Source organism: Aquimarina sp. MMG015 (assembly GCF_018100855.1).
GTDB classification, from domain to species: Bacteria; Bacteroidota; Bacteroidia; order Flavobacteriales; family Flavobacteriaceae; genus Aquimarina; species Aquimarina latercula.
Window position 1 is genome coordinate 1 of record NZ_JAGJEB010000017.1, and the last position, 13,967, is coordinate 13,967.

At 31.3% G+C, this 13,967-nt stretch carries 18 protein-coding genes; 1 reads left to right on the plus strand and 17 read right to left on the minus strand.

Annotated elements, in window-relative coordinates; all coding sequences use genetic code 11:
• On the plus strand, positions 1–282 hold a 282-nt coding region (locus tag J8L88_RS21890; protein ID WP_211061845.1), incomplete at its 5' end, for a hypothetical protein.
• Positions 283–450: 168 nt separating this feature from the next.
• On the opposite strand, the gene J8L88_RS21895 is transcribed toward J8L88_RS21890, so the two are convergent.
• The 17 genes from J8L88_RS21895 to J8L88_RS21975 form a co-directional block, all read right to left on the minus strand.
• A complete protein-coding gene (locus tag J8L88_RS21895; protein WP_211061846.1) occupies positions 451–1,002 on the minus strand; it encodes an NIF family HAD-type phosphatase in 552 nt (183 codons plus the stop codon).
• Between the two features lie 192 nt (positions 1,003–1,194).
• Positions 1,195–1,602 carry a hypothetical protein gene (locus tag J8L88_RS21900; protein ID WP_211061887.1) on the minus strand — a complete coding sequence of 136 codons (408 nt, stop codon included), beginning with the start codon at positions 1,600–1,602 and terminating at the stop codon, positions 1,195–1,197.
• Positions 1,603–1,605: 3 nt separating this feature from the next.
• Complete coding sequence (locus tag J8L88_RS21905) at positions 1,606–1,926, minus strand: hypothetical protein (protein ID WP_211061847.1); 321 nt, start codon at positions 1,924–1,926, stop codon at positions 1,606–1,608.
• Between the two features lie 237 nt (positions 1,927–2,163).
• Positions 2,164–2,991 carry a hypothetical protein gene (locus tag J8L88_RS21910; RefSeq protein ID WP_211061848.1) on the minus strand — a complete coding sequence of 276 codons (828 nt, stop codon included), beginning with the start codon at positions 2,989–2,991 and terminating at the stop codon, positions 2,164–2,166.
• 204 nt (positions 2,992–3,195) lie between these two features.
• Positions 3,196–3,546 (minus strand): hypothetical protein, encoded by a 351-nt coding sequence (locus tag J8L88_RS21915; RefSeq protein ID WP_211061849.1) that lies wholly within the window; start codon positions 3,544–3,546, stop codon positions 3,196–3,198.
• A gap of 184 nt (positions 3,547–3,730) precedes the next feature.
• Positions 3,731–4,144 carry a hypothetical protein gene (locus tag J8L88_RS21920; protein ID WP_211061850.1) on the minus strand — a complete coding sequence of 138 codons (414 nt, stop codon included), beginning with the start codon at positions 4,142–4,144 and terminating at the stop codon, positions 3,731–3,733.
• Between the two features lie 144 nt (positions 4,145–4,288).
• A complete protein-coding gene (locus tag J8L88_RS21925; RefSeq protein WP_211061851.1) occupies positions 4,289–4,756 on the minus strand; it encodes a hypothetical protein in 468 nt (155 codons plus the stop codon).
• A gap of 186 nt (positions 4,757–4,942) precedes the next feature.
• Positions 4,943–5,461: an SMI1/KNR4 family protein gene (locus J8L88_RS21930; protein WP_211061852.1), complete on the minus strand. Its 519-nt coding sequence runs from the start codon at positions 5,459–5,461 to the stop codon at positions 4,943–4,945.
• A gap of 146 nt (positions 5,462–5,607) precedes the next feature.
• The gene (locus J8L88_RS21935) at positions 5,608–6,084 is read right to left on the minus strand and encodes a hypothetical protein (protein ID WP_211061853.1); all 477 of its coding nucleotides are present in this window, start codon (positions 6,082–6,084) and stop codon (positions 5,608–5,610) included.
• A gap of 179 nt (positions 6,085–6,263) precedes the next feature.
• Positions 6,264–6,662, minus strand: a complete 399-nt coding sequence (locus tag J8L88_RS21940) for a hypothetical protein (protein ID WP_211061854.1) — start codon at positions 6,660–6,662, stop codon at positions 6,264–6,266.
• A 229-nt stretch (positions 6,663–6,891) separates the two neighbouring features.
• Positions 6,892–7,830 (minus strand): DUF2185 domain-containing protein, encoded by a 939-nt coding sequence (locus tag J8L88_RS21945; protein ID WP_211061855.1) that lies wholly within the window; start codon positions 7,828–7,830, stop codon positions 6,892–6,894.
• A gap of 172 nt (positions 7,831–8,002) precedes the next feature.
• The gene (locus J8L88_RS21950; protein ID WP_211061856.1) at positions 8,003–8,737 is read right to left on the minus strand and encodes a hypothetical protein; all 735 of its coding nucleotides are present in this window, start codon (positions 8,735–8,737) and stop codon (positions 8,003–8,005) included.
• Between the two features lie 4 nt (positions 8,738–8,741).
• Entirely contained in the window at positions 8,742–9,110 is a 369-nt protein-coding gene (locus J8L88_RS21955) for a hypothetical protein (protein ID WP_211061857.1), read from the minus strand.
• Positions 9,111–9,270: 160 nt separating this feature from the next.
• Entirely contained in the window at positions 9,271–10,842 is a 1,572-nt protein-coding gene (locus tag J8L88_RS21960) for a reverse transcriptase domain-containing protein (protein WP_211061858.1), read from the minus strand.
• Positions 10,843–11,548: 706 nt separating this feature from the next.
• Positions 11,549–12,169 carry a hypothetical protein gene (locus J8L88_RS21965; RefSeq protein ID WP_211061859.1) on the minus strand — a complete coding sequence of 207 codons (621 nt, stop codon included), beginning with the start codon at positions 12,167–12,169 and terminating at the stop codon, positions 11,549–11,551.
• Positions 12,170–12,179: 10 nt separating this feature from the next.
• Complete coding sequence (locus J8L88_RS21970; RefSeq protein WP_211061860.1) at positions 12,180–13,238, minus strand: XRE family transcriptional regulator; 1,059 nt, start codon at positions 13,236–13,238, stop codon at positions 12,180–12,182.
• Positions 13,239–13,241: 3 nt separating this feature from the next.
• Positions 13,242–13,826, minus strand: a complete 585-nt coding sequence (locus J8L88_RS21975; RefSeq protein WP_211061861.1) for a hypothetical protein — start codon at positions 13,824–13,826, stop codon at positions 13,242–13,244.
• Positions 13,827–13,967: the final 141 nt, after the last annotated feature.

Consider the following 13,967-nt stretch of genomic DNA (forward strand, 5'->3'; position numbering starts at 1 on the left):
GTTATTGTAAACATTGTAATTTTAACGACTATGAATGAAGAAGATTATAAAAATGCAACTGAATTAGCTAAAGTGCTATATGATAGGACTGGCATGTTAATAGAAAACCACCCCAGTATTGTTGAATCAATGGAAATCTACGCTAGAAAATACCATCAATCTAAGTTAAAATTATTGGGTTTACATCCTGTTATTGATTGTACCCACTCCAAGGTATTACGAAGTACCGATGGTTTAAAATATTGTGATGATTGCGGTGAATCTTTTGGATTGGGGGTATAATCTCTAACGTTTAATATATGTGTCGTAGCAAGGCAAAATGTTACCCCACTTTTCAATATTTCCGCGCATTGGTTGCTAACTTTAACTTTCTGCAAGCATTGCGCCTTACCAAAAATACACTAACCATTCGATTCATCACCTAGCTGCTATGATCACATATATGTTGTTCTAAGCCGTTTTTTTATTTTTCCATCCTCTTTTTTCAAAACTTCTCACATTCTGGCTATCTTTTATTGAGTTCAGATATTCAGCAAGAATTTTCAATTCCGAGTCAGTTTGGTCTCCTTCAAAAGCAGTCACATAAACAGCATTTCCATAATTATCTTTTGTTTTTTCAGGAGAATCGTCAATCATCAGTATCCGTTCAATTGGGAAGCCTTTCTTTTTTACTTTTTTAAGTCTTTTTTCGTGAACATATTCGTCAAGTTGATAATCCCTTTTCGTTGTGCAGCGAGTTCTTCCCCAAACAAATTCAAATTCAATATTTTCAGGCTTTATTTTTTCCACTATTTCCTCAACATACTTATCGTCAGCAGAAGACCAAACAGCTAATTTGAAATTAGCACTCATAGATTCCAAAAACCATTCAAGATGCGGTCTTCTATAAACAAAATAATCCGAATATTGAAAGTCAATGTCAATTTCGAGTTTTCGTTCCGTTGCGTGAATTAGAGTTTCATCTAAATCAAGTACTAATAATATTTTGTTTTCAATTTCCAAATTTCGCTAATGGCTTAGAACGTTTAATATATGTGTCGTGGCGGAACAAAATGTTACCTAACCTTGGACACCTCTGCGCAGATTTTATACTTTAATTCAGCTTTAAAATCACTGCGCCATCCTAAATATACAAGAACCAATCGATTAATCCCAAATAAGCCATGATCACATATATCATGTTGGCAACAGTTTTTATTTCAAGATTTTTTCAATCGATTCTCTATCTACTTTTAATGATTTTAGAATGTATTGAGCATATTCCTTATTGGTTTTTTTCATTTCGTCAAATAATTCCATTAAGTCAGATGCGTATAATCTTTCATTAACAGTCATTCCCTCAATTCCGACTAATTTTGAGGTCCCACTCATTACTCTTTTTTGTAAGTCAAACCATTTAAGTTGTCTTTTTATACGTTTAAGAATATCTGCATCATTGTCATTATGAATATCCCTTAAATTGTAATTTGGATTTCTTGGGTCGGTTGTTTTTTGAAATTCATTGATTCCGAGGTTAAATATTGCTTGTCCAAACCTTAAATCATTATCATATTCTAAATAAGTCGAAATTAAATCAATTATTTCTTGGTGTTCTTTTTTCATTATTTAATCAATAGGATTTTCTACTTGACTTATTTCTCTCAAAATGCTTGCAAGCCTGTCAAAATCTACAAATGTTGCAATTCTATCTTTTTCGGATATAAGTTTTCTTAATTCAGTTAAGTCATCCTGTAAATCACCTTGCATAATTTCAGATGCAGAGAACCAATCTTCTGGTTTATCAAATTTATCCCATTTTTCGGTTGGGATTAATCTATAAATGATTGTTTTTAATTCCAATTCGTTATCATCTACGTATTCGGTTTCGAGTTTTTCGATAATCTTTTCAAATAAAACTTTTAGTTCAGAAACTTTTATACTACCCATTTTTTTTAATTGTTGCCAACGGCTCAGTGTATGGAACGTAGCGTATAAAACACACTGCATTTAGAGTTAAGCACAGAGCCAATTTTTTATATTTTGATTTAACTTTTCAGTTTTAAAGCCAAATTAAAAATTTGGCGGACTTTCTAAATATTCACAAACCTTTCGGTTTAGCATTTTCTAGCTATGTTTTATACACCGTGTTGCCCACAGTTATTTTTTCCACATTCTAAATATAAATCAATCTAGTGATTTTTGGGCATTGATTACAATTCCATCTTTTAGCTCAACGTGTAAATACCAATGCAAATATTGACCGTTTTTTTTTGCTGTTCTAAATTGTAGGCTTCGATTACCGTAATATTCATTTGATGTCAAAGGTTTTCCTAAAAGTACTATTAATTCATCTTCAGATTTCCCAATTAACATTTTTTCTGATATAATGTTATCCAACATACAATATCTGACATTTTCATCCTCTTTCCACTCAATTGAACTAAAAGTAGAATGTTTTTCACAGAAAGACTTAAATTCTTGCTTTTTGAAAAAAAAGTATAAGTTATAACTTATAATAATCAACAATACAGAAGAGATTATTATTTTAATCATTCCTATCATTTGTCTTTTATTCTCTATATGATTTGTCTTAGAATTTGATAATAATTTTCGAATCTGAAAGATGCTGGAAATAGTTATAATCAAACAAGATAATAATTGAATAAAAAAGTGAGGAAATCTTGAGGTATAACCATAGCTTAAGTCAGGATATAAAAATTCAATTCTAAAAGCTATTATAATAACAAACCAGAATAAAAAAAGTAAAAAGGGAATCCATAAAATTAAATTCCGTTTGAGTTTATTATCTAAAATAGTTTCTTTTAAGAGAAAAAAAAGTGGTAATGAAAAGATAAGTGACTTGATAAGATAACTTGGAATTGAATAAATATAAACTGATATCTCACTTTTATATCCAAATCCTAAAGTTTTTAAGAAGGAAACAATCAAAACGATATTTGCTAAAGTTCCAAGAAAAAGAACTTTAATGTAGAGTTTCAATATTTTATTCATTCTCGTTTGTCTGGTTTAATTGTGGGCAACGTTTAATATATGTGTCGTAGCAGGGCAAAATGTTACCTTGCTTTTCGATTTTTCTTGCGCATTGGTTGCTAACTTTTACTTTCTGCAAGCATTGCGCCTTACCAAAAATAGACAAACCATTCGATTCATCACTTAGCTGCTATGATCACATATATGTTGTTGTACAGCGTTTTTTTATTCAGATTTTAACTTATTGAACTTGATTTCTACTCTTTCAAAATCGTCTAAATACTCAACATATTTATTGTTGTAGTAGGCTCTTTTGCCAACTACAGGAATTGAGTCATAATAATTGAAATTAATAGAATCTTTTTTAATAACAGCTTTTCCTTTCCATATTTTTCCGGTTGCAATTCCACTTAGTTCAAATTCAAAAGTACTGTCCTTGAATACTGTCAGATGTACGTGCCCGAGAGGAGCTTCTCTATGCGCATAGAGAATAATATTTTCCATATCCGGTTTTCTAAAGCAAGAAGCTAAAGTTATTAAAACTCCAATTAGAATAATTAGTTTTTCAATATTCATAATGATGTACAACGTTTAATATATGTGTCGTAGCAGAGCAAAATGTTACCTTGCTTTTCGATTTTTCCGCGCATTGGTTGCTAACTTTTACTTTATGCAAGCATTGCGCCTTACCAAATATACACGAACCTTTCGATTCATCACTTAACTGCTATGATCACATATATGTTGTTGTAGCCAGTTTTTATTTAAACAGTTTACCGTCCAATTTTAGAAAGTGAGTAATGTCGTCAACAGCGGATTCCGACTTTCCAGCAATAATTTTACTGTTACTCTTTAGACCGCGAGAGATAATTTCCGTAACAGAATTCAAGTCAATTTTTTTATGAAGTCGGGCTATATGTCCAAAACATTCAATTCCACAACCGATTATCCATTCAGATTCTTTCTGAGTGAATTCAATTGATTTTTCCATCGACAAGTTGTAATCTCCACTATTTAAAACAATTGATAAAAGTCCATTTATTAAATCCGATTCCTTGTCCGATTTTAATAATTTGAGTGCGCTTTCAATATCAAATTCCGATGAGTTTTCGTATTTCACAATTTTTCCATTTAATTGGCTACAACGTTTAATATATGTGTCGTGGCGAGGCAAAATGTTACCTAACCATTGACACCTCTGCGCAGATTTTATTCCTTATTCAGCTTTAAAATCACTGCGCCATCCTAAATTTACAAGAACCATTCGATTAATCCCAAATAAGCCATGATCACATCATATAGTGTTATAAGCTTTTTGTTATTTTGGAGATATAACTTTTAAATCGCTCAAATCAGTTTTTACTTTTTTCAGGATTAAAGTTTTTTTGCTTTCCAATTCTGAAATTTTTAAAGTGTCCGATTCCAGTGATAAAATTTTATAATATGGTCTGTTGGATTTATGTATTTTATCATTTAGAATTTTAGAGTCAAATTTAAATCCAATTTCAAGTCGATATTCATAAAAGCAATCTTCTTGAAAAATATAATGCCATTTGGTTATTCTTAGATCTTTACTTTCTGCATTTTTTCTTATGATTAGAGTACTGTCAAGAGTTTTTTCATTCTGTTCATTTGTCAGTTTAAGTTTTCCAATATCAACATTTAATTCTTTATCATTAACCATTTCAATTAATTCCCAAGTTCCGATAACATTCGTTTGTTGAGTTTCTTGAGAAAAAGAAGAGTAAGTTATTAATATTAATAGGCAAAGTATATTTTTAGTCATTTTTTAAATTCTTGCTTATAACGTTTAATATATGTGTCGTGGCGGAACAAATTGTTACCTAACCTTTGGACACCTCTGCGCAGATTTTATACATTATTCAGTTTTAAAATCACTGCGCCACCCTAAATATACAAGAACCATTCGATTAATCCCAAATCAGCCATGATCACATATATAGTGTTGTTGTTAGTTTTTTTCCGACTTTATAGTTTCACTTATAAAATTCAGAACTTCCTCAAAATAACTTTTCAAACTTTCGTGTTCTTCTTCGCCAGGATGCCAATTTGCGAACTTCCAGTATTTCCATTTTCCGTTTGTTGAGTTCGATGGGATTAATAAAAAGTATTGTTCTTCATTTACTCCACCAATTAAGATACTTTTTTCAAGCAGTTCCCCAATATTTTCAACTCCGTCGATACTATAAGTCTCTATTATTTGGCTGTCAATATTTTTTAAAAAGTCAATTTTGTCTAGAAATTCAAAAGTCGGTTCTATATCATTCGGTGCTGAAAATCCATTAGTTATTGAGAGGAACAGCCTGTAATCAGGTGGCAATTCAATTCCGAGTCGTTTTTCGGCTAGTTTTATTTCATAATCTGAAGCAGGTTTAGTACCCAACCATTTCTTTTCGATCTGTTCTTGAGAGAATTCTAAATCTCCTAATTCAATAGCCTTTTCCGATATGTTTTTTAGAATACTATTCATTTTTAATTAACTACAACGTTTATGTATAAGAATAGTTGCGGGTTTGTATGCGAGGATTTTCCGAAGGAAAATCAGACGTTACAAACACGCAACGACCTTTGATTAAGCACTAAATCGCAATTATTTTTATACGGTGTTGTAGCACGTTATTTATATTCATATTTATTCCGCCAAACATTTTCTCCTTTCAAAAAATTAAGTAGTATTTCAGTCATTTGGTCAACTGTTTCTAATGGTTTTACCAATAAAATATGGTCATCGTCTGTCACAAATCCAGAAGCTAATCCGTCATCGCCTAAACTTCCGCTCACGTGCAGAGCTTTGTATCCATTTCCATTTTCATCTTCCAATTGCACAATGTGAAATTCATTCCAATTTGTTGATTTCATTGTGCTTTTTATTATTTCCGCTGTTGCTTTTTCAGATATAGTTTTTGTGGTTTCTCCGTAATTATAAGAGACAGTAAGTTTTAAATCTCGCTTTTCTTGTCGGATTTCAACATTCCGTAATTCAGTCTTATTTTCTGCAATTCCATGTGTGTTTGAATTCCGTTTTGAATTCCAGCTAATCAAAGCAAATATTCCGATTAATGCTAAAACTCCGAAGATTATGTAGGTATTCATTCTTTTCACGTGATTTTGGTTTAATGTGCTACAACGGTCTCGGCTATGATTTCGTTGCGGAAAAATCCGCAGGATTCTTTCCGCCGTAGCCGAAAGATAGCAAATAAGCGTTGAATTCCGATTAGGAATTCAACCGCAATGAATTATAGCCATTGTTGTACGCTGGCTTTATTTCTGCTCTATTCAATTCGTTTATATTTCGCACCTATTTTTAATTTCTCATTTTTACTCTTATAGTATAATTTCAGTCGTCTATCCATAATCTTTATAGTCCAGCTAAAGTCAGTTTTATTTCCATTCCTATATTCAGTCAGAGTATAGAACTTTCCATTTCGAGTAATTTTACCGTTACTAATTTCAGGTTCATATTCCTTGTATGTTTTCCATTCCTTTTTATTATTCATTATCCAAGATTTCCAAGTAAATGTTAAATCAGAATGGATGGTAATTTGTGAAACTTGATATGAATACGTGGAACCATAATTGTGTCCGTGTCTTAAATAAGTTCGATCAGAATTTTGTCCGAATATATTCGACAAGTTAAAAGTCAAGATTAAAATCAGAAAGGTGTATTTCAATTCGGCTTCGTTTTTTTAGCTTGCGTACAACGGTTCGTATAAGAAACGTAGAGCAGTTGATAAGCGATACGTTTCGGATTGGTACTAAGCCAAATATAAATATTTTGCTTTTATCTTTTTTGTTGAAAATGCCAAATTTTATAGTTGGAGACTTTGCAAATAGACACAGGCATTTTGATTCAGCCCAATGGCTCTATGTTTTCTTATACATTGTTAGCCTTAGTTATTTTTATTCAATAATCTCTTCAAATATTCCATTTTCATTCCGCTCAAAACTCGTTCCTATTTCAGAATCGAGGAAGTCAATAAAAGAATCATCTCTTTTTAAAACAGAGCCAATAGAAACTAGACTTATGTTTTCTGAATTTTCCATATATTCATCAGATTCGTCACCTGATAAAATCCTCCAACCAGTATCTACATAATCTCTTTCATCGTCTTTTTCCATTGGTTCTTCTCTGTAGATATAGTTAATAGGTGCATTGTCATATAATACTTTATTGGTAGCAAAACATCTATCATAATATTTATCTACAAGATTAGGTTCAGATAATCCTAAGTCGTGGTCAATTATGTGTTTATATTCAAATTTTATTTCGTCTCCGGCATAGAGTTCGTGTAAGTAAAAAGGATGATTGTCTAATTTCCCGTTGAATTTATCATCTTTGATTTCAGTAATTTCGACCCACATTCTTTCTGCTCCTGGATGTTCTGAATTTGAAGATTCAAATTCAAACGTGAGTTTTACAATATTACCAACCTTAAGATTTCTTAATATTTTTCTACTTGGTTTGTAAAAAGTGTATTTGTTTTCTTTAGCTAATTTTTCTGAATCGGTTAGTTTCCAACTTCCCATTTTGTGTCCAAGTGAGTTGATTCTTCTTAAATCAAATTCCCATTTTTTGTCAAGTTTACAAAGTTTAATCACTTTCCTTACTATGTCAGTTCCTTCTCGGTCAATTATTACAAAATGTTCAACTAATTCAGAAGCTAAATTTTCAAAAGCGATTCCCCATTCATTATTTTCAATCAGTTCAATTCCGCTTTCAAGTTGCTTTTTTATTCCATTTAATATTTCAGACTCTTTTTCGGCTGGTAAGATTTTAGATTCCACGTACTCAAAAAAATCTTTTACTACTTGTTTTCTTTTTTTTGAGTTAAATATCATTTTAGTTTTATCTAATTAAGGCTAACGTCTCGGCTATGGTTAGTACGGGAATTAAAAGTAGTAAACTTTCGATTATGCACTTAGCCAAAACTTTTATTTTGTTTTATCTTTTTCTGTTCTAAAGCCAAATCAAAAGATTTGGCGGACTTAGTTATAAGTTTTAAACTTTGAATTAAGAACTCAAACCCGTATTAACTATAGGTATTGTTACCTGCTGGCTTTTATTCGGACGTGATAAATTTGATAATGCTAAAAGTCCTCCAACTGCTAATATTGCTCCACCAATAAAAGGAAATCCAGCACCAACTAAATCAGCCATATTTGATGAGAACAAAAAAGGTAAACAGAATAACATTCCAAAAATTCCTGCTGTTATTGAAGCAAAAGCTCCAAATTTAGTAACTCGTTTCATATCGAATATTGTTTTTTGTTCAAATTCTGGTTTTAATAATTCAGCTCTTAATTCAGTCAGATTTCGAGTTGCATACTTTTCGATTGTCCATTTCGAAATTCCGATAGATTTCTTTCCTTTTTGAAAGTCCGAGTAAAAAGTCCGCCACAAATCTGGAAGTAAAATTGCTCCGAAAATCAAAATAGCAAATGAAGGAATAGAATAATTTCCATTTCCAACCATAAAAGCTTGCATTCGGATTTCGTCTTCAGCTGTCATCTGGTAATTAAGCAAAACGTGTTTCAAATCGTGACTTTCGTATTTAGGAACTAAATTCAGATTATGGTTGTCAAGACATTCAGCTATTTCTTTTCCTAAAGTTCCGTTTTCGAGATTTCTTAATTCCGAAACCTTTTGTTTATAAGGTTCCATTTCGCTAAAGAATTCGATTATTGAAACAGAAAGGTCAAATGACTGTTTTATTATCTTTCTGGCTATTTTTTGTAGTATGTTCATTTATTTAGCTTTTTAAATTAACGTCAGAATCAAACCATTTATTTCCACAATGTCTGCATTGTCTTGCCTTGGGTGTTCTTGCTAATTTTTGACAATTCGGACAATTATTTAGAAAGATTTCTTCTTTATGTTCCTTTAATATTCGGTTAGCTGTGTCTATTAGGAATTCAGTTTCTCCATTTTTGATTAATTCAAGTGCTTCTTTATCAGAAGTTATTTTTCCTGTGCGTTTATAGATTTTAAATCTTGGTGAATTTTCTGATTCTCCATTAAGTTTAATTAAGGAATTTATATGACGATGAGCAATGTTTTCTTTTTCGTTGAAAAATTGATGATAATAGTTTGAAATATATTTTGCCGTTTCTATGTTCATCGGTTCGTTCAGCTTGCAGGTAACGGTCTTGTATATGAAAAGTTGCGGGTTTTTACGCACTAACTTTTCGGATTATAACTGACCATAAATTTATAAAATTCAATTTCGTTTAAGCACTTAAACCGCTATTTTTTATATACGTTGTTGTGTGTAGTGTTTTCTACTTTTCAATGCCTAACTCTTGATATGTAGACTTTTTTATTTTATGAAATTTATTCCAAACCTTGCTGTATTGCTGACTTATAGAATCATCTCCATTAATTTCTTTCATAACATAATTTGCTTTGTTGAGATAGCTTATGAAATTTCCCCAATCGTAGTGCTTTGAAGGACTATATCCAGTTGGACTGTTTTCGTCTGGCAACCATTTTAAACGTCTTTTAGAACCTAAATGAGTAAATCTTTTATACAATCTAGTTTCGAAAAGTGAATCAGATGGAATGTGTGCTTTTTTTGCAAAATGTGCACCTCTTCTAAATGACCTTTTCATAGTTCTATAGAATTTTGAAAAACCAGCAGTTTTGACTTTTACTTTTGAGCCATCGTACATAAATCCTAAATATTCTAATTGTTTATTAGGGTTGACTAAGTCATTTTCTAATATGCCACCTTTAAAAATTGACTTTTCATTAAATTCATACCTGTAGACGTTAGTTTTTTTTGCTTGAATTTCTAAGTTCGCTTCAACTTCAATTTCTTTTTGAATCAAGTCATAAAAATATTCTTCATCCTTTTGGTCGCAAACAATTATTAAATCATCACTATACCTTTGATAATACGCTTCTTTTGATTTTGACGTAACTTCTGAATATACTCGTTCATCAAAATCAAGCATATAAATATTGGCTAGTGTTGCGCTGATTGGTGTTCCCTGCGGAATTCCTTTTTTTTCCGCTTTATTCAGTTTTTTGCGAACATCTCTTTTATATGGCTTGTCAACTCTTATTAAATCAGTTGCTTCTTCGAAAAACTCATCTTTGTCACAAAATGCAACAACATTTTCGTGTCGCATATTATAGATTTTACTGACTTTTTTTCGCTTTAATACTTTTTTACTTGTGTCATTTGGTCTAAAACGTTCAATTATTAATTTATGCTGAAACCTTTTAAACAATTCGTTTTCATTAACATATTTATTATCAACAAGATTCTTAAATATTGTATAATGGTCATCAGGTAAATTGGTTGTCTCTAAAACACGTTTCCATTGACTATGTAAAATACGATGGTCAAGATTGTCAAAAAACGAAGTTACATCTGCAATAATTATAGAAAGTTTTCGGTGTTTATTTTTTTCAATGAATTCAAATGCCTCGAATGCAAATTCGATATTAGATTTATTCCCACTTTTACCATTTCCGATAGGGATTTTTCTATACGCTACAGCAACAGAGCCATAAGGCTTGTTTTCTAAATATTCCTCATACGCTTTTGTAAGCAGATGACTGTAATAGCTATAAATTATTGAATCTAAATGAGATGGAAAATAAATATGACGTTCTTTCTTGTCGCTTACTGTTCGTTGACGTTTTCCACTATTATTCTTGGGTGCATTTTTTAGCGGTCTATATTTTCGCTGACTTAAAGTTCTGTGCAAGAGTGGCACGAACTTGTGATTTGCAATGTTTTCTGGATTTGCTATATAACTTTTTAACCAAGTCTTGTCTTTTTGACTTGTTAATGGTTTTCCTATATGTGGATACTTTTTAAATTTTAGCCATTCGTCATTCATTGTCAAACATTGATTAAAAAAAAGGATTAGAGTTGGTCGTGGCTCACTTATCGGTAGATACAATCCTGAAGTTGCTTTTCACTTTCGCTATAGGCAACGCCACTCATTGATAGAATAAAGTTCGTATCTTTACTAACACCATCACTTATGACAGTATCGGCAGAAATAGAAACTAAGATTGACCTTCTTACAGTCCTCTCAACAATGCAACTTGTAATAACATTGATGCAGGTTTGCAAGATTGGAATCTCTCTTCACACGTCAGCCGAAGTCTGCGCGTGGAACACTAATGTGCACTTTACATAAAACGTACCTACCAGTCTTGTCCCAACTCTTAATCCTTGACATTCAAATAGTCACAAACCGTACCATTTAAAAATTTACTGAAAAAGTAGTGTTTTTGTGAGATTCTTATGACATACTGTCATTTTAGATGTCAGTTACACAGTATTTCGTAATAAAAGTTGCAAATTTTGAATTCAGACGAGGTGTTCTGACATTACACACAACGGTTTGTGTATGAAACGTAGCGTAAAAAAAGACACTAACTTTTCAGATTAACACAGAGCCGAATTTTTATGTTTTGTTTTTAATTTTTCCATTTTAAAAGCCAAATTTAAAAATTTGGCGGTCTTTGCAAATAAGCACCAACCTCTGAATTTAGGAATTACTAGCTATGTTTTATACACCGTGTTGGCAATAGTATTTATTTTTTTATTATTGGATTAAATGGAATTCCAAATATTCCTTTTTCCATTTCTAATATGATTTCTTGCTTTTCATTAACCAAATCATATTCTTTTTGGGTTAATTTCAATTTGTCGATTTCTCCGTCATACATTTTATTTGGAACTCTTCCCCAAACAGTATTATCCAAATTATCATAACTATCTTTAATCGTTACAATGAATTTTTTAATAATCAATTCATTACTGGACAATCTGTTTGTTTTAAGTCCGAGCATTAAAACTGTATCGGACATCATTGGGTAAATAAGATAACACATAATTCCTATGTAGATAATGTACATAATTTTCCACCATTTTTTTCCGTTGTATTCCGTTCGGTCAAATATTACTAAAACAGCAATCACTATCGATAAAATGATTGAAATCGGCATAATCGATTTCTTGAAATAAGTCATATCGCTTTTCAGATACAATGAAGATTCACTTGGTAAAAAGTAAAAACTGCTTAACGTTAAAATTCCAATAACTACAATTCCAATTATTATTCTGGTTCGTCTTTTCATATTATTGCCAACGTCTCTTGTATGTTGCGTTTGCCTGCCAAAGGCGGCATATGCAATATACAAATTGTTAGGCACTGGGTTTTTGTTAAAAGTTTCTAGCTATCTTTAATTTAGGTGATTCAGTTTGAATAAACCTTTCTTTAAATTCAATTAGATTTAAATTTATAACCCTCGCTAATTCCTCAACGGAGTAATCCAATTCTGTCAGATGTAATTCAACTATATGATTCAAAACAAAAGGTTTTTCTATTGGAAGAGGAATTGGTTCGCTTTTATTCATTCCCCTACGCGAAAAATTAATTTGAAAATTTCTGTATTCTTTGTCATTTAACAGCCCTAAATCTCTTGCTCTACGCACTAACGCACGCATAGATACTTTCCAATACCTTTTTAAATCACCAAGTTTATTGAATGTTAGATTTCTTAGTGAACTTTCAATTTCTTTTCTAGGCATCAAAAATTCTGAAGCAAATCTATCTGCTTGTTCTTCCACCTTTTCTGAATCTATTGGAATGTCGAAGTGCATTATCATATGTCCTAGTTCGTGAGCTAATGAAAATCGTTGTCGGTCATTTGGCATTCTCTCATTTAAATAGATTATATGAGTTCCTTTATCACTTATTGTGGATAGTCCATCAGTTTTTTCATTGAAAAGGTCAGTTTTTATAATTAGTATTCCATTTCGTTCAAGAACGTTTGTTAGGTTCTCAATAGGTCCATTGGGTATTTTTAAAATATACCTTGCCTTTCGGGCTATTTCTTCTGGTGCTTCTTCCGAAGGATCAAAAGTTGGTACCTTATAATCTGGTAACTCAACCGAATCCATCAAAACATCTATATTATTTCTAAAAATTTTAATGTTAGATTCCATTTTAGCCATGACCTTTTTAGGAATCGTAATCTTTTTTCTGTAGTAATAATGGCTTACAGGTGAACTTGGGGTTGATTGATAGAAAAACTGTTTGGGATAATCTAATTCTTTGGCAAGGTCAGTTAAAGTGTCATCATTTATAGTTTGTTCTCCTTTTTCTGCCTTTGATAATTTTCCTTGTGATATGTTCAATCTATTTGACAACTCCGTTTGAGAAAGTCCACGAGACTCTCTAGCTAAAATTAGCATTCTTGGGTTGATATCGTTCAACATACTTTATTGAGCTTTTTTTCTTCTGTTTGCTGTTTTCTTAATTTTTACAATTGGTTGTTCAGATGTTGGTGCAACCATTTCTTTAACTTTTGTTTGTTCTATGTTAGTAATGTTATAAGTGTAAATTATATCTATTGGTGTTGAATAATATTTGAACTCTACTTTTTTAATTTCACTCCAAAAATCGTCAACTACATATGTTAAAAACAAAACATGTTTGTCCAATTGTTGATATTTAATTAGATCATCTTGATGTGTTCTTAAATTCGATACGGGAGATTTTTTGAACATCAAAACATATTTATCGTCTAAAATTCCTATGGAACGTCTTGTGTTTGACAAAGAAGGAATAAAACTGAAACTAGGACCAGAACAATTCTTATTAATAGCGAATGCTATTGCATTATTAAGCATATTTGATTTGGTTGTTTTGTCATAATAATGGTTATTGTCTTTTGAAAAAAGATCAAAACCTTCAAATACACTTGCTGATATCTGCTGAAAAAAATAAGGATTACTAGGTGTCTCAAAATCCGCAGAGTCGAAACTCTTCTTCGTCGGAAAAAATTGAAGTTGTTCAATATTCATTTTTAAACGTATTAAATTACTAACGTAACAAACGTATAAAAATTATTCCAATTCAAATATATTTTTATTCCAAAGTTATTCGTAGGTTATTAACAATTTTTCTTTTTCCTTGTGCCTAACGGCTCGTGTATAAAATCGTAG

Coding starts and splice junctions, on each gene's coding strand:
- J8L88_RS21950 (WP_211061856.1), bottom strand. CDS start 8,737: ATGAACATACTACAAAAAATAGCCAGAAAGATAATAAAACAGTCATTT.
- J8L88_RS21945 (WP_211061855.1), bottom strand. CDS start 7,830: ATGATATTTAACTCAAAAAAAAGAAAACAAGTAGTAAAAGATTTTTTT.
- J8L88_RS21905 (WP_211061847.1), bottom strand. CDS start 1,926: ATGGGTAGTATAAAAGTTTCTGAACTAAAAGTTTTATTTGAAAAGATT.
- J8L88_RS21930 (WP_211061852.1), bottom strand. CDS start 5,461: ATGAATAGTATTCTAAAAAACATATCGGAAAAGGCTATTGAATTAGGA.
- J8L88_RS21970 (WP_211061860.1), bottom strand. CDS start 13,238: ATGTTGAACGATATCAACCCAAGAATGCTAATTTTAGCTAGAGAGTCT.
- J8L88_RS21935 (WP_211061853.1), bottom strand. CDS start 6,084: ATGAATACCTACATAATCTTCGGAGTTTTAGCATTAATCGGAATATTT.
- J8L88_RS21975 (WP_211061861.1), bottom strand. CDS start 13,826: ATGAATATTGAACAACTTCAATTTTTTCCGACGAAGAAGAGTTTCGAC.
- J8L88_RS21960 (WP_211061858.1), bottom strand. CDS start 10,842: ATGAATGACGAATGGCTAAAATTTAAAAAGTATCCACATATAGGAAAA.
- J8L88_RS21955 (WP_211061857.1), bottom strand. CDS start 9,110: ATGAACATAGAAACGGCAAAATATATTTCAAACTATTATCATCAATTT.
- J8L88_RS21925 (WP_211061851.1), bottom strand. CDS start 4,756: ATGACTAAAAATATACTTTGCCTATTAATATTAATAACTTACTCTTCT.
- J8L88_RS21910 (WP_211061848.1), bottom strand. CDS start 2,991: ATGAATAAAATATTGAAACTCTACATTAAAGTTCTTTTTCTTGGAACT.
- J8L88_RS21915 (WP_211061849.1), bottom strand. CDS start 3,546: ATGAATATTGAAAAACTAATTATTCTAATTGGAGTTTTAATAACTTTA.
- J8L88_RS21900 (WP_211061887.1), bottom strand. CDS start 1,602: ATGAAAAAAGAACACCAAGAAATAATTGATTTAATTTCGACTTATTTA.